Here is a 20,770-nt window from a genome sequence, read left to right as displayed (position 1 = left end):
TCTTTATTAATTACTTTCTTGGTAAATCTCGTTTTGGTTCTCGTCGGTAATGTGGAGCTCCAAATATCTAAACGAATCGCGTGGCATGATTTTAATCGGCAATCGGTATTTCCAAGCCCATTTTTTCCTAATGGACGGGATTCCTTGTTTCAGATACGCAGCCACAAATGGGTGCATGTGTATCGTGATTTTCTTGGCTTTGCCTGCCTCGGCAATCGCTTTGATTCTTGCCTCTATACGCTCTATAATCGCGATGGGTGCTTCTACCTCTTCTCCGTTTTTATTTGGATTTTCCTCGTAGGTTTTGATGTTTACCTCGGGGCGCACGCGCTGACGCGTGATTTGCACCAATCCAAATTTACTCGGCGGTAGCACTTTGTGTTTAGCACCGTCTTTCTTCATTTCTTCTTTGAAGAAGTCATAGAATTTTCTACGATTTTTGGCTTCTCGCATGTCTATGAAATCCACCACGATGATACCGCCCATGTCTCGCAATCGCAATTGGCGGGCAATTTCCGTGGCAGCCTGCATATTCACATTTAGGGCGTTTTGCTCTTGCGTCTCTTTTACGGCTTTTATGTTTCCTGAGTTTACATCAATCACATGCAACGCCTCGGTGTGTTCAATCACAAGATACGCACCTTTGGATTTAGGAATGTTTACATGTGTTCCAAACGAAGTTTTGATTTGTTTTTCTACATTATAAAATTCCAAAATAGGCGTTTGTTTTTGGTAGAGTTCCAGAATGTCTTCTTTGCCTGGTGCAATTACGCTTAAGAAATCTTTGATCTCCTCTAGCAACTCCTCGTCGTCGCAATGGATTTTGACAAAATCTTCAGAAAATTTATCTCTCAAAATTCCAGATGCACGGCTAAGCTCGCTGTGCACGCGTTTAGGGAGTTTTTTGGCACGCAGATTATTGTAAATACCTTTCCATTTTTGCACCAAATCTTCTAAATCTTGGTGTAATTCTGCTACTTTTTTGTACTCGGCTACCGTGCGAATGATTACGCCAAAGCCTTCTGGTTTAATGCTTTCTACAAGCATTGTGAGGCGATCTCGCTCGGTTTTTTCTTTAATTTTTTGAGAAACAGATACTCTGTCGGAAAATGGCACCAATACTAAATAGCGTCCTGCGATTGAAATTTCAGAAGTTACACGCGGACCTTTGGTAGAGATGGGCTCTTTGGCAATTTGCACCAAGATGTTTTGCCCTGGCTGAATGACATCTTCTATCTTTCCGTTTTTATCTATTTCTTTTTCTACCGGAAAATCTTTTAATAAATGTGATTTGTATTTGCTAGAACGCACCGCTTTTATGTAAGAGAGCATCGAGAGCACCTCTGCACCCAAATCGTGGTAATGCAGAAAAGCATCTTTTTCCGAGCCTACAGATACAAATGCCGCATTCATGCCGGGCGCCAGTTTTTTGATTTTGGCTAAATAAATATCGCCCACATTGTATCGCTGGTTCACTTGCTCTTGGTGAAATTCCATAAGCCTGCCCTCCTCGAGCATGGCTATTTTTACCATTTCACCAGATGAACTTATAATCAGTTCTTTATTCATTCGGGTTCACAAATAAGGTGTTTCATCACTGTACACACGACCAGAAAAGGTACATTAAACAATGTGTACAAATTTTTAAAAATTCAAAATGCACCGAGCCTTTGTAAGGTGGTGCATTTATTTTTTAAACAAAGGTCAAAAAAAGATTATTTTTTCTTTTTGTGTCTGTTTAATCTTCTTCTTTTCTTTCTCTTGTGAGTCGATACCTTATGTCTTTTTCTTTTTTTACCGCTTGGCATATCAAAAATTTTTTAAAATTAATAATTCAGTGAATTTCTCGTTATTTTTTAGTCTTGTACTTTTACTTGATCTTTTACTTCTTCAACAAAAGTTTTAGAAGGTTTAAAAGCCGGAATATTATGAGCCGGAATTATGATCGATTTGTTTTTAGAGATATTTCGTCCGGTTTTTTGCGCTCTCTTTTTAATGATAAAAGAGCCAAAACCGCGAAGATATACATTTTCTCCGCCAGTCATAGCTGACTTCACCTCCTCCATAAACGCTTCCACAACATTTTGAGTATCAAGCTTTTCTAAGCCCAATTTGTTTGAAATGTTAGTTACGATTTCTGCCTTAGTCATTCTTTATTATATTTTATAAATTAATTTAATTCGAAACGGATTGCAAATGTACAATTTATTTTTCAAATCCAAATCAAAATTTTGTGTGTAATTCTTTATATTTCATCTTTTTAAAAAAGAAAAGGGCATTTTTGGCATTTTTTTTTAATAAAATAATGACTTATATCATTCAGCTCAAAGTCGCTTTCTGGCGCATGATTTCTGCTACTTTGCTCGGATTTTTTATATTAAAACTTATTTTCTCTCCCGACTTAAGTTCCAAAAACAAAAATTCATCAGTGCTAATCACATAGCCCTCGCCATAAATCTTGGATTTGCGCACGCCACCCACGCCCCCAAACGAGTAAATGGGGTCTATATTCAATATTTCCCAATGCTTAATGTCTGAATATTTGATTTTTTTGCTTGCGCCCAAAAGCGTGTATGGCACATAGCTCACTTGCAAAAAATCGGGATTAAATGTAATTTTTAAGTATTGAAAAAGAACTATCAGCATTAGAAATACCAGAAACAACGAAAAGCCTATAAATTGATAGAAATCTGAATTTAAATGCTTAAAATCTGGCTTTGTTGTTTGATAAATGAGAATCAACGGTGCCAATAAAACCAACGCAAACCACTTAAATCCTTTTATTTTCTCTTGATAAATCATAAAAACTAATGTTTAATGAAAGTGCAAAGTACAAATTTTTTCTAAAAATTTCACAAAACATGGCTTCCAAAAAAAATCCTGTACTTTTGCGTTTATGAATTTTGCACAAGCACTGCTTTTGTGGTATGACCAAAACAAGCGCGAGCTCCCGTGGCGAGATGCGCCGAGCCCCTACCACATTTGGATTTCTGAGATCATTTTGCAACAAACCCGCGTGAACCAAGGCATGGATTATTATCTGCGTTTTGTAGAGCGGTTTCCTACGCCCACTGCACTTGCCCGTGCCGATGAGCAAGAGGTGCTCAATCTCTGGAAAGGGCTAGGCTACTACTCTCGAGCTCGCAACATTCACAAGGCGGCAAAAATGATTGTGTCTGAGTTTGGGGGCGAATTGCCAAGCGATTCCCAGACTTTGCAAAAACTCCCTGGCATTGGGAAATACACTGCCGCTGCCATTGCCTCGATTGCGTTTGGAGAGCCCGTGGCTGCGATAGACGGCAATGCATTTAGAGTCTACAGCCGATTCCTCGGAATGTATGATGATATTGCCGAGGGAAAAAGTTTTGCCAAGTTTTTCGAAGCGGGGCAAAACCTCATCTGCCACAAACGCCCAGGCGACTTCAACCAAGCGGTGATGGAGCTCGGTGCCACGATGTGTTTTCCGCAAAACCCGACTTGCATGTTCTGCCCCGTGCAAGATGCGTGCTACGCCTTTAATCATGGAAAAATAGGCGAATTGCCCGTAAAGACTAAAAAGGTGAAAATAAAAGAAGAAAAAATTGAATATCTATATATTTTCTCCGATGATTTTGTGCTTATGCACCACCGCAACAAGCAAGGTATTTGGAAAAATATGTATGATTTTCCGACTAAAGAGCTCATGGAAACGGCGATTAATCTTAAAAATTTAGCTCCCCAAGAAAGTGTCTTGCATATTTTAACGCACAAGAGATTAAACATTGATTTTTTTAAATTAAAATTAAATGATACTGAATTAAAAAATTTAAGTGAAGAATTTTCGCTATCTTTAGTCCCGAAAGACCAAACCAAGGATTTGCCCACGCCAAAGCCAATTACTGATTTCTTGAAAAACCATGCAAATTCGTAATTTTTTAGCCTTTTGGGCTAAGGCATTAAGTCTTAAAAAAAATGCATTTTAGCTATATTTTAGTCATAACTAAAGACCTTTAGCCATAACAAAAATGCGATTTTGATACATTTTTTAAGTTTAGAAAAAAAACATTTAAAAATTGACATATGGAAATGAACTATAAAATCATCGGGGAAGGAAAGCCTGTTGTGTTGCTCCACGGCTTTCTAGAAAATCACAAAATGTGGATTCCGATTGCAGAAGCGATTCCAGGCTACAAATTCATTATTCCAGATTTGCTGGGACATGGCAAAACTCGCTCGGAAGACGAGGTGAACACCATGGAAGACCAAGCGAGAAATTTAGTGAATTTGCTCAAAGATTTGGAAGTGAGTTCGGCGACTTTCATTGGGCACTCCATGGGGGGCTACATTGCAATGGTGATTGCAAGGGACTATTCTTCTTATGTAGAAAAATTAGGACTGTTTTTCTCTAAAACTACGCCAGACAGCGAGGAGAAAAAGGCTCAACGCCTGCAAGCGGTGCGCGTGGCAGAGGAGAACAAAGAGCGTTTTGTGGAATTGGGCGTAAAAGGACTTTTTGCGCAAGATAATCTCGACAACTTGCGTCCACAAATTGCCGAGGCACAAAGCTGGGGCATGGAAACTCCGATTGATGGGCTGGTTTCGGCTTTGCGTGGCATGCGCGAGCGCGAAGACACAACTTATCTTCTGGAAAAATTGAATTATCCGATTTTAATCGTTTTGGGCGAAAAAGACCCTTCTACCGAGAAAGAGTTTAAGGATTTAATACCAAAAAGAGAGAATATACATGTGTATATTCTCCCTTGTGGTCATATGGGTATGCTTGAGCTACCCGAAGGGTCTACGAAAATCATTCAAGATTTTCTATCACTTTGATACTTCTCTGAGCAGTACGGTAAATACTGGGAAGTGGTCTGAATAACCATTGTAGCGGTAGGTATCGCCTGCAAACATACGATGCGGAAAACCTTTATATGCGCCCTCTTGGCTGATTAAGTAGCTTGGGGCGTATATTTCTGTTTTATACATTTCGTAGGTTTTGAAATCTTTGCCCAGCAAACCTTTTGAGAAAAACATTTGGTCGAAAAGGTTCCAGCTGTCGCGATATGCCAATGTACCTTGTCCTTTTTTGTATAAAGGATACATAGCATTATAGATATCTCCTGTCTTCACTTTTTTAATATCGCCTTTGGCTCCAAGAGCCTCTACCACACTTCGATCGGTAGGGTCGTCGTTCATATCTCCCATCGCGATAACTTTGGCTTTGGGATTTCTAGCTACCATTTCATCAAAAATAGATTTTAGCAATTCGCCCGCAGCTTTACGGCGTGGGTAGCTTGCTGCCTCCCCTCCGCGACAAGATGGCCAGTGATTGATGATAAAGCTGATTTCTTCGCCATCGAGCAATCCTGTGATGCGCACAATGTCGCGTGTATAGTCTCGGCTACCATTGTCGTTAAATGCCTCTAATTCATATTTTTTGGTTTCCGTAACTTTAAATCTTGATTTTTGATAAATAAAGCCTACATCTATGCCTCGCTTGTCCCAAGAATTATAATGCACAATGCCGTAATCGTATGGCTTAAGGGCTGGCTGATTGATTAAATCTTCTAGCACACCGCGGTTTTCTACCTCGGCAAATCCTACGGCTACGGGTGCTGTTTTGGTGATCGAAGATCCAAGCTCGGAAATTACTTTGCTCAAGTTTTTAAGCTTTTGATTATATTTTTCAGTATTCCACGCTTTGGGACCTTGTGGTGAAAATTCGTTTTGTAGAATTAAGCTTCTGATGATTTTTTTGCCCTTGAGATTATTCTCATTCAGTTCGCATTTGCAATTCACGGTGTCTTTGGCATAAATCGGGATATCTTCTTGACTGATTGAAATGTGATAGAACTGATCTTGATAATCCTTATTTCCATCTACAAATCCTGCCGAACGAATGGTGTCAAATAGGTTCTCCACATTATAGAAGCCTATACCCGCCGCTTGAAATTGCTTCTGTTGCGCATAAATAGGAAGCACAACAAGTGTTAAAAGTAACAGATTTAATGTTTTCTTAAATCGTTTATTTGCCTTAAATAGATACATAATTGTATATTTGTGTTTATTGATATTGCTAAAATAAAACAAAAATTCAAAAGCATGATTAGATTATGGTTAAGTTTTTTGGTAATTATGATTTCTTTTAATCTTTATTGCCAAACAAAAATTACAGGAACGGTGAAATCCTCTTCCGATGAAAAGGCCTTGTACGATGCACAAGTTACCTTAAAAGGTTTAGGGCAAAGCGTTCAGTCTGACAGAATTGGGTATTTCCAATTCATAGATGTTCCTAATGGCTCCTACACCGTGGAAGTAAACAAAGTAGGCTACGACTCTTATTCACAAAATATTGTAGTGAATGGAGAAAAAGTGATAGATCTCGGGGATTTATTCCTTTCTTATGATCCACAATCGGTAAATGTGGGAGTGATTACACTTTCTGCAGATGAATTATCTTCCGACGAGTCTAGCACGCAATCTTCTGTGGGCTTGCTACAATCGTCTAAAGATGTGTTTGCAAAAGTAGCTGCGTACGAATTAGGCTCTTTCTGGTTTAGACCACGCGGATACGACAACAAATACAGCGATGTATTCTTCAACGGTGTGCGTATGAACAAAATTGATAACGACCGTGTGGATTTCGGAAACTGGGGAGGGCTCAACGATGTTACTCGCTACCCTGCCGAGGTGACTTATGGTATTGCTCCATCTGATTATACTTTTGGAGATCTAGGCGGAGTTACTTACATGGACACTCGCCCTTCAAACTTAAGAACTGGAAATAGCTTATCTTATTCTTTGACTAATCGCTCTTACCGCCAGCGTTTGATGTTTACTCACAACTCGGGAATCAATGCTAAAGGTTGGGGCTTTACTGTTTCTGGAGCTCGCCGCTGGGCAAACGAGGGTAGAATCCCAGGCACATTCTATGATGCGTGGGCATACTATTTAGGTATCGAAAAAAGATTCAATAATAAACATTCATTATTATTAAGTGGCTTTGGAGCACCAAACCGCAGAAGCTCAAGTAGCCCAAATACTCAAGAGCTTTATGATTTAATGGGCACCGACTATAATGCCTACTGGGGATACCAAGATGGAGAAAAGCGTAGCGAAAGAATCAAAAAAACACATGAGCCTCTCGTTTCCCTAACTCATTATTGGAATATTACCGAAACTTCTCGCTTAACTACTACTTTAGGTTACCAATTTGGGGAAAATTCTAGTTCTCGTTTAGATTGGAACAAGGCTGAAAATCCTTCTCCTACTTATTACAGAAATTTACCTAGTTTCTATACCTATTATACAATACCTGAAATGTATTCTCAGTCCAATATTAAAAAGGCTGAAGAGCTTACAAATCTTTGGAAAACAGATGAAAACTTTAGCCAAATTAATTGGAAACGATTATACCAACTGAACCAAACTTTCTATGGTGAGGCTAAATATTTCTTATTAAGCGATGTAAATAGAGACAAGACTTTTACCTTTAACTCAAATTATAGAAATCAAATCTCTAATGCCTTTGGGGTACATGCCAATTTAAGCTATCAAAAAACAAATTCTGCGCTTTATCGCCAATTAGACGATTTACTCGGGGCTAAATATGTGCTTGATGTAGATGATTTTGCCGATGCGGAACAATCTGGAAACAGCGACGAAAGTAATCCTAATCGTAAGGCTTATAAAAACAATCGCGTTCAGTACAACTACGAGCTTGATGTAGATAAAATTGATGCTTACCTTGCAGGAAACTATAAAGTAGATAATTTCGATTTTACTTTAGGATTAAAATTAGCCAATACTTCAATCCAAAGAAACGGACTTTTTGATTACTATAGATACAAAAATTCTAAAGGAAAAAGCGAAAAACATAATTTCCTAGATTTTGGAACTAAATTAAATGTGACTTACAAAATAAATGGTAGAAATTATGTGGTGATGAATGCCGCGTATTTCACCAATGCTCCTACTGCCAATGATGTGTTCCCTCAACAAAGAACAAATAATTTGAGTATCCCAGATTTAAAGAGTGCTCAAATCTTTTCAGGGGATTTAAGCTATTTATTGAGAGGTTCTCGCGTTAAGGCTCGAGCAACAGGATATTTCACCGATATTAAAAATGAGGTAGAAACTGCCTTTGGTTACCTTGAAAGAGATAATCAAAACTCGAATGCAAACTTATTCACTGCCGAAGTTACTTCTGGTGTTGCAAAACAACACTTCGGTGCAGAGTTAGCGGTTGAGGCTCAACTTTCTACCACTTTCACTGTAAATGCTGCAGCGGCAATTGGAGAATATCTGTATAAAAATAATCCAGATTTATACTATTTTTCAGACGAGTATTCTAACCAAGGAGGCTACCAATACGAAGGAAAAACTTATATAAAAGATTATCATGTAGCGGCATCTCCTCAAAAAGCATTTTCTGTAGGATTCCAATACAGAAGCCCTAAATACTGGTGGGTGGGAGCTACTGCCAATTATCTTGGAGACAATTATGTATCTCTGGCTAAAACTCGCCGCACCAAAAACTTCTTTATGGACAAAACAACTGGTATGCCTTATCAAGAAGTTGTGTATGACTACTCGAGAAGTCCAGAAATTGTAAAAACATTTGTTCAACAAGAAAAATTAGACAATGCATTTATGCTTAATGCCAACGCTGGAAAAACCTTCAGAATTGGAAATTACTATGTGGGCTTAAGCCTTTCTGTAAACAATGTTTTAAATAACAAAAACTACATCACTAGCGGATTTGAACAACTAAGACTTGCGAATTACCAATCTTTGACAGACCAAAGAAAGAGAAGAACTTTTGGCAACAAGTATTGGTATGACCAAGGTACTAGCTATTTCTTAAACATCTTCGTGAGATTTTAATCAAAAAAACTTTATCATTAAAAAATAATTCATCATGAAAAATAAAACAACTTTAAAATTATTCTCTCTACTTTTCTTTATCAGCTTTGGCTTATGGAGTTGTGTAGACAATGAAGACCATGGTTTGCCCAATTTAGATCTAAATTGCGTATCCGATGATGCCAATGAAACGATTAGCCCGATTCAATCTTTAGTCAAAGATTTCTCTGGCAATCATGAAATTACTGAAAATGTGATATTATCTGGCTATGTAGTATCAAGCGACGAGGGAGGAAATTTCTACCAACAAATAATCATTCAAGACAATAAATCTCCTGAATTCAATGGCATTGAGGTTTCTGCCGCGATAAAAGGTTATAGCGACTATTTTCCAATTGGTGCTCGTGTAAAAGTCTTTGCTAAAGGTTTAATTATTGCTAAAGACCGTGGAGTAATAAAATTAGGAGTAAAAGACTCTAAATTCCCTGTTGGAAGGATTCCAGAAAAAGAAGTCTTTAATCACTTAAAATTCTATTGCAACAAAGAACTAGAAACCCCTGCAGCTAAAGTGTACACAGACATCAGCAAGGCTCTTCAAGATGGAAATGTGAGCACACTTATCCGTTTGGAAAATGTTTATTTCCCTGCGGCTAATGGGCAACAAACCTTTGTACCAAAAGGCGAAAAAGCTAGCAATCTTTCTATTAAAGACGAAAATGGAAATACTTTAGATTTAAGAAACTCATCTTTTGTAAAATGGGCAGACAACATTGTCCCAAGAGGAAAAGGAAGTATTACGCTAATTTTGAGCAAATACAATGATTCTTACCAAGCATTTATTAATAATTTAAGCGACATCAACATTAAAGATGATCCTAATTTTACTGCTCCAACACAAACTCAAGACATTAAAACTCTTGAGGCAGCTAATGCAAATGAAAGCGATTTCAAATTAAATGAAAAAGTGAAATTACATGGCTTTATCAAGCTCATTAATGGAAAATTCTCTAGCATTGATTTTGGAGACGGCACCGTGATTCAAATTCAAGCTAAAAAAGGATTATGGAACACTTTGCCTAAAGCTTTCCAAGATAAAATAAATAAAGAAGGGCAAGAAGTTACTATCACTGGAACTTTCTCTAATTATACTCTAAAAGACAAAAAAGTAGTTAAAGCAATCTTTTATGAGGCAGAGAGCGATGTAGAATTTGGTGACGCTACCGCGCCTTCAGCACCGACAAATCCTGCGCCAACAACTCCCACAACAGGAGAAGTATTAAATGCAAGCGAGGTAACTTCATCTGTCTTTAAATTAGACCAACCTGTCAGAATGAAAGGAGCTATTAAAATAATTAATAAAAAAGCTCACTTTATTTTAAGCGATAATACAGAATTGCAGATTTACATTCCTCAGTTTACTGCCACAATTACAAACCCAGAGTATCGTAAAAAATTAGATACAGATGGACAAATAGTAACAGTTTCTGGCACATTTACAGAGTTTAACGGCAAAAAACAAATCAAAGTAGTAAGCCAAAATGATATTACATTTGACACATCTGCAACATCAACACCTGCACCTGCGCCAAATCCGAATCCAACTCCTAATCCAACTCCTAATCCACCTAGCACCGGTGGAAATACAGAGAAAGGCTCAAAAACAAACCCTTACTCTGTAGCTGAAGCAATAGCGAAACAAGACAAAACTAAAGCATGGATTAAAGGTTTTATCGTAGGAGACATTAAAGGAAATAGCACTAAAGATGCCGAATTCAACATGAAAACTTGGGGTAGTGAAACAAATATTTTAATAGCAGCATCTGCAGATGAAACCAATATTGAAAAATGTTTAATAGTTCAATTACCAACCAAAAAAGAAAGAGATGCTTTAAGCTTAAAAACAAAGCCTGAGAATTACAAAAAAGAAATTAAACTACATGGTTCTCTTGAGGCCTACTTCAAAAATCCAGGATTAAAGGGAGTCAAAGAATTTGAATTTATAAACTAATTAAATAACTTTACTTTTAGTTAAAATCCGTGGGAAGTTTGCTCTTCTCACGGATTTTTTTACATTGTAAAATCTTAACCTAATTGGTATGAATATGAAAAAGTTTTTTTCCCTTTTAATGATTGCGGGAACGATGGGCTTGTATGCTCAAAAAATTGTGATTCAAGAGGATTTTTCTGGTGGGCTACCCGAAACTTGGCAAGTGGACTCCAACCACAAATACCGAAAATGGAAATACAAGAATTATAAAGATTTTCACTACATGAACATGTCAGCTTTTTCGGGCAAAGGGAAACCTACAGCAAAACTCAAAACCAATCTATACACGCCCATCATAAGTGCAGAAGAAAAAGGCTGCAAACTGATGTTTTCATTAGCCAATGCTTATAGCAATGGTAATCCGCTAGAAGTTTTTATTGTAGATAAGAACAATCATTTAGTAAAATCCATTGATTCCAAATTTTATGCACCCTTGGTGGACAACGAGGGGCGTTACAACAATGATTTTAAACAAACTCCGTGGATAGAATTGCCCGAACTGAATAAGGATTATAAAATCAATTTCAGGTATAATAGTAAAGGTGATATAAGCTCCACGATTCAGCTAAGCGAGGTGGATGTATGGTGTACTGAATAAATGAAAACACCCGCTTCCAAAGAAGCGGGTGTTTATTACATTACTTTTTACAAACATTATTCATCAAACCACATAGGTTCCCACATCTGAGGTACAATTCTAGGGGCAAATTTATTTGCTGTAAGCTCGTCTGGAGAATACTGCCAACGGCGTGCAATCTCACCTTTAGGAAAAGGACTTAATATAGGTGTCGTGAGCTTAGGAATTTCTTTTCCTTTCGGTCCACTTCTTCGCATTTGAGTCCATGCATCTAATGGGCGGCTAGCAAAATTTATATATTGTTGAGTATGTATTACATCAAGCACATCGGTTGCTTTTTTCAAATTAAGTGATTCTGTGTCCAAAAACTTATCTTGTTCTGAAGAAGGTACATTGGCTTCTTGCAAAGACTGCTTTATTCCTTTATTAAAAAACTGTTGGGCTTTTTCCAAGTCTTTTCCAACGCCTAATCCTCTTGCATATGCTTCTGCAATTAGAAGATTTATTTCAGAAGAGGACAATATAACATCAGCCGTATTAGCTCTTCCTATATTTTTCATATTGATCATAGCATACTTCTCTTTGCTTGCTTTCTCAGCATCTACATTTACTCCAAAGTACTCAGTCGCCTTAGTCCCTTTTTCATAATAATATGGAATTCTTGGATCGTTAAGAGGTTTCATTAAGCTAAGGACGGATTCTGGTGCATAAAATTCTGAGTTTATACCATTCATATATTTTTCTACAATTCTATAAAATGGATTTTTGTTTCCTGGCACATCAAAAAATGGCAATTTGAAATCTTGACTTGACTCTACAACTAGCGGTGTTTTAAGAACTTCAGCAATTACTTGCTGTTTGCTTGGATCTTTGTCAACCATTAACATCGCTATTTTCAGCCTCAAGCTATTTGCTAATGCAGTCCATTTATCTAAATCTCCTTTGTAATATAGGTCGTGCTGATCTATTTTATTCCCATCTCCTTTATCTATCTGGGTTGTAGCTTCTTTTAAAAGTCTTAATAAATCATCTAAAATATCTTTCTGCGAATCGAATTTAGGATAATTGATTTCCTCAATCCATGCCTCTTTATAAGGCACATCTCCAAAAATAGTTGTACAATCGTACATCAATCCTGCAAAAGCTATTTTTGCCTGAGCCTCTTCGTTTGGTTTATTATTTTTATGAGCTACTTTTATTGCTTCTTTAAAATTGGCTCCAGCTGTGGCATAGAACACTTTCCATGTATTTCCTAAGGAGTAAGGACTGATATCGTATACATCTACATATCCCCATCCATCATTTCCTCCTGTAGAAATTGTTTGATTCATAAAACCTATTGGGATATAGCCGTCCCCGCCCATTCTGTTTGCACTCCAATCAACACTCGCGCCTAAAAATAGACTTCCTGGAGATGTCTTATCTGTTTTATTTGGATTTTTATTCACATCTAGCCAATCTTTTTCACATCCAGTAAAAAGAATAGAGGCAAACCCAATGATTATCGATGTTTTAAATATATTTTTCATTTTTTAATTGTTTTTAAAAATTAACTTTTAGATTCATTCCGATAGATCTTGTTAAAGGCACGCTATTAAACTCTACCCCTCCTCCAGTAGCAGATGGTCCAAAGAAGTTTAGCTCTGGATCTACATGAGGCACATTGTCTATGATATTCCATAGATTTCTTCCTTCTATTCCTACTGTAAGTCCTTTTATTACATTAGAATTTAATAGTTTTGAAGGTAGGCGATAGCTTAAAGACACGGATCTTAGTTTTAAATAAGTTGCATCGTAAACATTAGATTCTGTCAATTTAGTGGCAGACATATGTCCCCAGTAGGTTTCCATATCTTTTACAGGAGTAGTATTCTCCTTGTAGGTTACTTTTCCATTTGCGTCTTTGATTTCATTAACTCCTTTCATTACAAACTTCTCCCCTCTGTGTGCTAGCGTTTCTTCTACTAATCCTGCGGATCTAAGTGAGGCAACTGTACCAGAATACATTTTCCCTCCTTGTCTCCAATCTAAAACAGCATTTAAAGTAAAGTTTTTGTATCTGAAATTATTTACAAATCCTAATCTAAAATCTGGATCTATAGTTCCTAGATTTTGGTCTGATTTTGTTTCTACTAATCCTGTTTTTTCATTAATAATTAATTGCCCATCTGGAGATCTGCGATAGCCTGTACCCACGATACTGAAACTTTCTCCTTTCAATGCTTGGATTTGCAGGCCAGTCCATCCTGATGTTAAAACATAAGATTCTAAATCTGGAGTAAGCTCCTGTACGGTTGATTTGTTTTTAGCAAAAGTAAAATTCATATTCCACTGGAAATCTTCTGTTCTAATTGGAATTAAACCTAAATCTACTTCCACACCAACATTCCTAACTAGCCCTGCATTTATCTTCTTAGCAAAATATCCTGTAGATAATGGCACATCTATCGAAACGATTTGATCCTTTGTATCAATGTAATAGAAAGATGCGTCCAAATTAACTCTGTTTTTAAACATCTTCATCTCCAATCCAGCCTCGTAGCTGATTTGATTTTGAGGCTTTAAATTTCTATTTGGAAGAACTCTAGGAATAGCAGTTGCTCTTTTCCCGTCAAATGGATAAGTTCCTCCAGCACCGTATTGACTAAACCAGCTGGATAGATTGGTGTATAAGAAATCTAATTGATACGGAGCCTCATCACTACCCACATTTGCCCAGTTTAAACGAACTTTCCCGTAGTTTAACCATTTCTGACTTTTTAAATTTTCAGAGAATAAGTAACTTAAACTTACCGATGGATAGAAATAACTATTATTTTCCTTAGGCAGTGTACTTGTCCAGTCGTTTCTTCCCGTTAAAGTTAAAAATAAAGTCTCGTCATAAGAAGCTACAAATTCTCCATAAACTCCTATCGTTCTTTTTAAACTCTGATAGTTGGTAGGGTTATTACTCAAAGCATTTGCATAGTTGAACAATCCTGCTTCTATCAAATTTTGAGCTGTATTGGTATTTTCAAAATACTCTTTCTGATAGATATTATGCCCTAAATTTGCACTTAATTTCAACTTTGGAGATACCTCTTTGTTTGCACTAATAATAAAGTCATTATTTAAAACTCTGAATCTATGAAGACCATCAATAAACTTCCCTGTTAACTCTCCTGCAGTACCTTTTGCATAAATAGTTCTACGCGAATCTGTAGAGAAATCTATACCTGTTCTGTTTTGCATAGACAGCCAACTATTAAACTTGAAATCTATGCTAGCGTTTCCAAAAAATCTCTCTACATCGCTAGAAATCTTGTTATTATCTAAAATGAAATACGGGTTATTCACTTTTTTTCCATCCCAGAAATACTGCTTTGTAATGTCTCCATTGTGGTAGGTATATTCCCTTAGCAAATTAGGGTTTGCCGTTCTAGGCATTCCCAAAATTCCATCAATCAAAATGTTTGGATCATTTGATCCTTGAGCTGATAATCCATCTCTAACAGATCGACTATAAGTTCCGCTTGCTGATATTTTAAGATTATCAGAAAGTTTTCTTCTTACATTAAAGGAAACATTGTCATTTTTATATTTACTATAAGGCATAATTCCCGTTACATATGTATTAGCATAAGCTAGTCGAAAATCCCCATCTATATTTCCCCCACTCATACTAATTGAATTAATTCTAGTAATCCCTTTATTGAAGAAATTTCTAACATTATCTGGATAAGCTTGAAGTGTTACATCTTGTCCCAAGAAATTTTTAAATTTCTCTCCTGAAACTTTTGAAATCTCAGGTCCCCAGCCATTAAACTTCTCAACATCGTATTTGCCTAAGGTTCCTTGAGCATAGACGTTTTGATAATTTGGTAGTTTAGCTACAGCATCTACACGCATAGTGGCATCATAAACTATTGAAACTTTTCCTTTTTCTCCTGCTTTTGTAGTAATGATGATTGCTCCATTTTTTGCTCTAGAGCCATAAAGTGCAGTAGCAGCTGCCCCCTTAAGGATACTCATCTCTTTGATATCATTAGGATTAATATCACCTACAGGGTTTCCATAGTCCACAGCTCCCGCGATTCCATTATCAACATAAGAATTGTTTGTGGGCATTCCATCTACCACTATCAAAGGCTGGTTATCTCCACTGATAGAAGTTGCTCCTCGTAAAATAATTTTAGAAGAACCGCCTACTGTTCCAGACTGTTGGTAAACATTAACTCCAGAGGCCTTACCTGCAAGGTTATTAATTAAATTAGCATCCTTTGCAACATTTAAGTCTTCAGATTTTAAACTAGACACAGCATAACCTAATGCTTTTTCCTCTCGTTCAATTCCTAAAGCTGTAGCCACTAATTCTTTTAATCCGATAGTTCCTTTTCCTTCATATAACTTCACATCATAACTTGCCCCATCTCCTACTTTAATATTCTTCGTATCAAACCCTATAAATTCGACTCCTAAAACATCTCCATCTTTTGCCTCAATGGTATAGTTTCCATTCTCATCGGTATAAACTCCCTTATCGCTCCCTTCTACATAGACATATGCATCTTGTATTGGGAAACCATTTGAGTCTAACACTCTACCTGTAATTGGTTTTTGCTGACCATACGCATAGAATGACAAGCAGAAAGCACCAATGGCGAATAATCTTGTTAAATTTCTCCTCATATGTTAATTGGTTTTTATAATGGTTGCTAAAATAGCTATTTTAAATCCTATTTTACACATTTAGTTTTCAATCGCAACCTTTTGAAGCTTTTGCATCATTTTAATATTTTTAAAAATTGACATTTATCAGGTTTTTTATTCTTTTATTCCAAATAATATTGTTAAAATATTAAAGCATCTATAAAATACGAGCCTATTTAGAATTGTTCTATATTATGTTTTTAACAAAAACAAGCCTTTAAAAAATGATTTTTTAAAACAATTCGATCATATTTTCAATTTTCACTCATTTATTATGGCTAAGTGTAGAAATATCACATTTTGAAACGCGTATATTTTACACTTACTGAGCAATTTTAGACTTTAATTATTTATTATATCTTTTTTCTAAATAAAAAAAGCCCTGTCAATAGACAGGGCTTTCGCAAAGTTAATTATGAAAAAGTTTTTGATTACTTCAATTTCTTTTTAACCTCGTTTATTACATAAACTTCGATGATATCTCCTTCGTGAATATCATTGTAGTTCTTAATGTTCAATCCACATTCGTAACCTTTGGTTACTTCTTTCACATCATCTTTATAGCGTTTTAAGCTGGCAAGCTCTCCAGTGTGTACCACAACTCCGTCGCGAATGATTCGCACGCTAGAGTTTCTCGTGATTTTACCATCCAATACCATACATCCTGCAATGGTTCCCACTTTAGAGATTTTGAATGTTTGGCGAATTTCTACATTGCCTATGACTTCTTCTTTCAACTCTGGAGAAAGCATACCTTCCATAGCTTCTTTCACTTCGTTGATGGCATCATAGATGATTGAATAAGTTCTGATTTCTACCTCTTCTTTCTCTGCAATATTTCTTGCTGAGGCGTTTGGTCTCACATTAAATCCAATGATTACCGCATCTGATGCTGATGCCAACAATACATCTGATTCCGTAATTTGCCCCACACCTTTGTGCAAGATGTTTACATGAATTTCCTCGGTAGAAAGTTTTTGCAATGAATCGGTTAGTGCTTCTACAGATCCATCCACATCTCCTTTCAATACGATGTTAAGCTCTTGGAAGTCTCCCAATGCGATTCTTCGTCCAATCTCATCAAGGGTAATGTGTTTTTGAGTTCTGATGGTTTGCTCACGCTGCAATTGCTCACGCTTGCTTGCTAATTGTTTAGCTTCTCTTTCGTCCTCAAACACACGGAATTTATCTCCCGCAGTAGGTGCTCCGTCCAATCCTAAAATGGTAACTGGTGTTGATGGACCAGCCTCTTTTACATTAGTTCCACGCTCGTTGAGCATTGCTCTTACTTTTCCGTGGTTGCTACCTGCTAGTACATAATCTCCTACGCGCAAAGTACCGTTTTGTACTACAATGGTAGATACATATCCTCTACCTTTATCCAAGGCAGCTTCTACTACGGTTCCACTTGCTTCACGGTCTGGATTAGCTTTCAATTCGAGCATTTCGGCTTCTAGAAGTACTTTTTCAAGTAATTCTTCTACATTTTGTCCTGTTTTTGCTGAAATGTCTTGTGATTGAATTTGCCCTCCCCAATCTTCTACCAATAAATTCATATTGGCTAATTGTTCTTTTACTTTATCTGGATTAGCCGTTGGCTTATCAATTTTGTTGATCGCAAAAATCATAGGCACTCCCGCTGCTTGTGCGTGGCTAATGGCTTCCTCTGTCTGTGGCATGATTTGATCATCTGCCGCAATTACGATAATCGCAATATCGGTGATTTGAGCGCCACGGGCACGCATCGCGGTAAACGCCTCGTGACCTGGGGTATCCAAAAATGTGATTTTTTTACCATTTTCAAGTTGCACTGCATAAGCCCCGATGTGCTGAGTGATTCCTCCCGACTCTCCCGCGATTACATTCTCTTCACGAATGTAGTCTAGCAACGAAGTTTTACCATGATCCACGTGTCCCATTACTGTTACGATTGGTGCACGCGCTTGTAAATCTTCTTCGTTGTCTTCTTCTATGTCTACGATAGCCTCTTCTATCTCGGCATCAGTAAAGTTTACATCAAAACCAAATTCGTCTGCTACTAGTTCTATCGTGTTGGCATCTAGACGCTGGTTCATCGTTACCATAACTCCTAGCGACATACATGCTGAGATGATATCCATTACAGAGACATCCATAAGAGAGGCGATTTCGTTTACAGAAACGAACTCTGTAACATTAAGCACTTTGTCTTCTGCCTGCTGTTGTAGTTCTTGTTCCTCTTGCTCTCTACGGAATTTTCTTTTCTCTCTGCGGTGTTTAGCTCCTTTATTGGTTTTCTTATTCCCCTTGTTGGTAAGTTTTTCAAGGGTTTCTTTGATTTGCTTTTGTACTTCTTCTTCAGTCAGTTCAGAAACATCTTTTTTAGCTGGTTTCTTACCTCTGCGGTTTCCACCTCCTTTGTTGTTGTTTCCTCCTGCTGTAGCGGTTTCTGGTTTTGCGTTTTTACGAATTCTTTTTCGTTTGCGCTTAGCTCCTTTATCGCCGTCGTCTTTCTTCTCCTTTTTCTTTTTATCTTCAAAAACAGAAAGATCTATTTTCCCTACCTTGGTGATTCCTTCTAATTTTTTATACTTAGTTTCTATTACTTGAGGCTCTGCTTTTGCCTCTTCTTGTGCAGGTGTTGCAGATGCTTCTGGCTGAGGTTGTTTCTCCTCTTTGGCAGGCTCTGCTTTTGGCTGTTGCGCTTTTGGCGTTTCAGGTTTAGCCCCTTCTTTTGCTTTAGGCTTTGATTTTTCTGCTTTTTTAGATTTCTCTGTTTTTGGAGAGAGGTCTATTTTACCCAAAGTCTTGATACCAGAAAGTTTCTTTCTTCCAAAAAGAGTTTTATCTTCTGTATCTTCTTTTTTTGCAGCTTCTTCTTCGCGTTTCTTGGCTTCTTCCAAGGCTTTTTGTTCCTCTTCTTGTTGCGCCTTGATGCGCGCTTGCTTTTCAGCTTCCTCGCGTGCTTTTCTCTCCGCCTCTTTCTTTTCTTTTTCGAGTTTCTCTGCCTCTTTCTTTCTCTGAGCTTCTTTTTTCTTCTCTTCTTCTAGGCGTTGTTGCTCTCTTTCTTTTTGTTCTTGGCGTTTTAGCTTGTTAATGTCTACTTCCTCAGATGCTTCTTTGAGCTTGCGATCTGCTTGGAATTGTTTTACTAAAACATCATAAATATCCTGTTCCACCTTGGTATTAGGGTTGCTCACGATTTCGATTCCCTTGCTCGCAAGGAAGTCTACCGCGATTTTAACAGTAATATTTAATTCTTTAATAACTTTATTTAGTCTGTAAGATTTGGGCATATATGCACTTTAATTTCTTATTCGTGTGCAAATTTAATAATTTGTTTGCACTTAATGTTTACTTTTTATTATTTTAATTATGACTTAGTCCTTAAACTCTTCTCTAAGCACTTCTATCACATGTAAAATAGTTTCCTCTTCTAAGTCCACTCGTTCTACGAGGTCTTTTACATCTTGCTCTAGTACGCTTTTAGCCGTGTCTAGTCCTATTTTCTTAAACTCGTCTATGATGTATTGTTCTATTTCGTCGTTAAATTCTGAAAGCTCCACATCTTCGTCTTGCGGAACATCTCGATAGACATCGATTTCCATGCCTACTAGTTTAGAGGCTAGTCGCACATTGCTTCCTTTGGCTCCAATGGCTTTTGACACTTCCTCGGTATCTACATATACAGATACTTGATTTTTATCTTGATTCACCTCCACTCGGTTGATGTGAGCTGGCGCCAAGGTTCTTTGTACAAATAGTTCTAAATTGGTTGTGTAGTTCACTACATCTATGTTTTCGTTTCTAAGTTCGCGAACGATGGCATGGATTCTAGAGCCTCTCATTCCCACACAAGCTCCCACTGGATCGATTCTATCGTCGTAAGATTCTACGGCTACTTTTGCTTTTTCGCCGGGGATTCTTGCTACGCGCTTGATGGTGATGAGCCCATCAAACACTTCTGGAATTTCTTGTTCAAAAAGGCGTTCCATGAACACAGGCGAGGTTCTAGAAATAATGACTTGTGGCTTATTCCCTCTTAGCACTACTTCATGCACCACTCCTCTTATGTTTTCTCCTTTTTTAAAGAAGTCTGAAGGGATTTGTTGCTCTTTAGGCAGCACCATTTCGTTTTGCTCATCGTCTACTATGATTACATGCGATTTGCGGATGTGGTGCACTTCTCCGTTTACGATTTCGCCTTCTAGTTCTTTAAATTTCTCGTAGATATTGGCATTGTCATGCTCCACGATTTTGCTTTTCAGGTGCTGACTCAATGTCAAAATTGCACGGCGACCTAGGTCTTTGATAAATATTTCTTCGGATACATCTTCACCCACCTCATAGTCTGGCTCTATTTTTCTAGCCTCTGTCAAAGATATTTCTGCGCCCTCATCTTCTAGCTCATCATCTTCTACCACTACACGATTATGGAAGATTTGCAAATCTCCTTTATCGGGGTTTACTATGATATCAAAATTCTCGTCGGTGCCGTATTTTCTTCTCAATACTAGTCTTAAGGAATCTTCTAAGATTGCCATAAGCGTAGCTTTGTTTATGTTTTTTATTTCTCTGAACTCAGCAACTGATTCTATAAATGCCTGATTGTCCATGTTTTTATCTTTATTTTT

At 37.4% G+C, this 20,770-nt stretch carries 13 protein-coding genes; 5 read left to right on the top strand and 8 right to left on the bottom strand.

What is annotated here, in order from left to right:
• Positions 1 to 6: 6 nt before the first annotated feature.
• The 3 genes from ORNRH_RS04910 to ORNRH_RS04900 all read right to left on the bottom strand — a co-directional run bounded on the left by ORNRH_RS04910 (position 7) and on the right by ORNRH_RS04900 (position 2,802).
• Positions 7 to 1,569 carry an Rne/Rng family ribonuclease gene (locus ORNRH_RS04910; protein WP_014790803.1) on the bottom strand — a complete coding sequence of 521 codons (1,563 nt, stop codon included), beginning with the start codon at positions 1,567 to 1,569 and terminating at the stop codon, positions 7 to 9.
• Positions 1,570 to 1,856: 287 nt separating this feature from the next.
• A complete protein-coding gene (locus ORNRH_RS04905) occupies positions 1,857 to 2,150 on the bottom strand; it encodes an HU family DNA-binding protein (protein ID WP_014790801.1) in 294 nt (97 codons plus the stop codon).
• A gap of 169 nt (positions 2,151 to 2,319) precedes the next feature.
• The gene (locus ORNRH_RS04900) at positions 2,320 to 2,802 is read right to left on the bottom strand and encodes a hypothetical protein (RefSeq protein ID WP_014790800.1); all 483 of its coding nucleotides are present in this window, start codon (positions 2,800 to 2,802) and stop codon (positions 2,320 to 2,322) included.
• A 94-nt stretch (positions 2,803 to 2,896) separates the two neighbouring features.
• Between ORNRH_RS04900 and mutY the strand changes: the two genes are divergently transcribed.
• Both mutY and ORNRH_RS04890 read left to right on the top strand, forming a co-directional pair.
• A complete protein-coding gene (gene mutY / locus ORNRH_RS04895) occupies positions 2,897 to 3,910 on the top strand; it encodes an A/G-specific adenine glycosylase (protein ID WP_014790799.1) in 1,014 nt (337 codons plus the stop codon).
• A gap of 149 nt (positions 3,911 to 4,059) precedes the next feature.
• A complete protein-coding gene (locus ORNRH_RS04890) occupies positions 4,060 to 4,812 on the top strand; it encodes an alpha/beta fold hydrolase (protein WP_036601356.1) in 753 nt (250 codons plus the stop codon).
• On the opposite strand, the gene ORNRH_RS04885 is transcribed toward ORNRH_RS04890, so the two are convergent.
• The gene (locus ORNRH_RS04885) at positions 4,804 to 6,027 is read right to left on the bottom strand and encodes an endonuclease/exonuclease/phosphatase family protein (protein ID WP_014790797.1); all 1,224 of its coding nucleotides are present in this window, start codon (positions 6,025 to 6,027) and stop codon (positions 4,804 to 4,806) included. The genes ORNRH_RS04890 and ORNRH_RS04885 overlap by 9 nt on opposite strands.
• A 54-nt stretch (positions 6,028 to 6,081) precedes the next feature.
• Here ORNRH_RS04885 and ORNRH_RS04880 point away from each other — a divergent pair, with 54 nt between their 5' ends.
• From ORNRH_RS04880 to ORNRH_RS04870, 3 genes are all read left to right on the top strand, one after another.
• On the top strand, positions 6,082 to 8,865 hold the full coding sequence (locus tag ORNRH_RS04880) for a carboxypeptidase regulatory-like domain-containing protein (RefSeq protein WP_014790796.1): 2,784 nt from the start codon (positions 6,082 to 6,084) through the stop codon (positions 8,863 to 8,865).
• A gap of 34 nt (positions 8,866 to 8,899) precedes the next feature.
• Positions 8,900 to 10,852, top strand: a complete 1,953-nt coding sequence (locus ORNRH_RS04875; RefSeq protein ID WP_014790795.1) for a DUF5689 domain-containing protein — start codon at positions 8,900 to 8,902, stop codon at positions 10,850 to 10,852.
• 94 nt (positions 10,853 to 10,946) lie between these two features.
• Positions 10,947 to 11,489: a choice-of-anchor J domain-containing protein gene (locus tag ORNRH_RS04870; protein WP_042275216.1), complete on the top strand. Its 543-nt coding sequence runs from the start codon at positions 10,947 to 10,949 to the stop codon at positions 11,487 to 11,489.
• A 56-nt stretch (positions 11,490 to 11,545) separates the two neighbouring features.
• Here the strand turns inward: ORNRH_RS04870 and ORNRH_RS04865 are convergent, their stop codons facing one another.
• The 4 genes from ORNRH_RS04865 to nusA form a co-directional block, all read right to left on the bottom strand.
• The gene (locus ORNRH_RS04865) at positions 11,546 to 12,997 is read right to left on the bottom strand and encodes a SusD/RagB family nutrient-binding outer membrane lipoprotein (protein WP_014790793.1); all 1,452 of its coding nucleotides are present in this window, start codon (positions 12,995 to 12,997) and stop codon (positions 11,546 to 11,548) included.
• Positions 12,998 to 13,010: 13 nt separating this feature from the next.
• Complete coding sequence (locus tag ORNRH_RS04860; RefSeq protein WP_014790792.1) at positions 13,011 to 16,136, bottom strand: SusC/RagA family TonB-linked outer membrane protein; 3,126 nt, start codon at positions 16,134 to 16,136, stop codon at positions 13,011 to 13,013.
• A gap of 452 nt (positions 16,137 to 16,588) precedes the next feature.
• Positions 16,589 to 19,432 carry a translation initiation factor IF-2 gene (infB, locus tag ORNRH_RS04855; RefSeq protein ID WP_014790791.1) on the bottom strand — a complete coding sequence of 948 codons (2,844 nt, stop codon included), beginning with the start codon at positions 19,430 to 19,432 and terminating at the stop codon, positions 16,589 to 16,591.
• 84 nt (positions 19,433 to 19,516) lie between these two features.
• Complete coding sequence (gene nusA, locus ORNRH_RS04850) at positions 19,517 to 20,752, bottom strand: transcription termination factor NusA (RefSeq protein ID WP_014790790.1); 1,236 nt, start codon at positions 20,750 to 20,752, stop codon at positions 19,517 to 19,519.
• Positions 20,753 to 20,770: the final 18 nt, after the last annotated feature.

The organism is Ornithobacterium rhinotracheale DSM 15997 (assembly GCF_000265465.1).
Lineage (GTDB): Bacteria > Bacteroidota > Bacteroidia > Flavobacteriales > Weeksellaceae > Ornithobacterium > Ornithobacterium rhinotracheale.
This window is presented reverse-complemented; position numbering and strand designations above follow the sequence as displayed.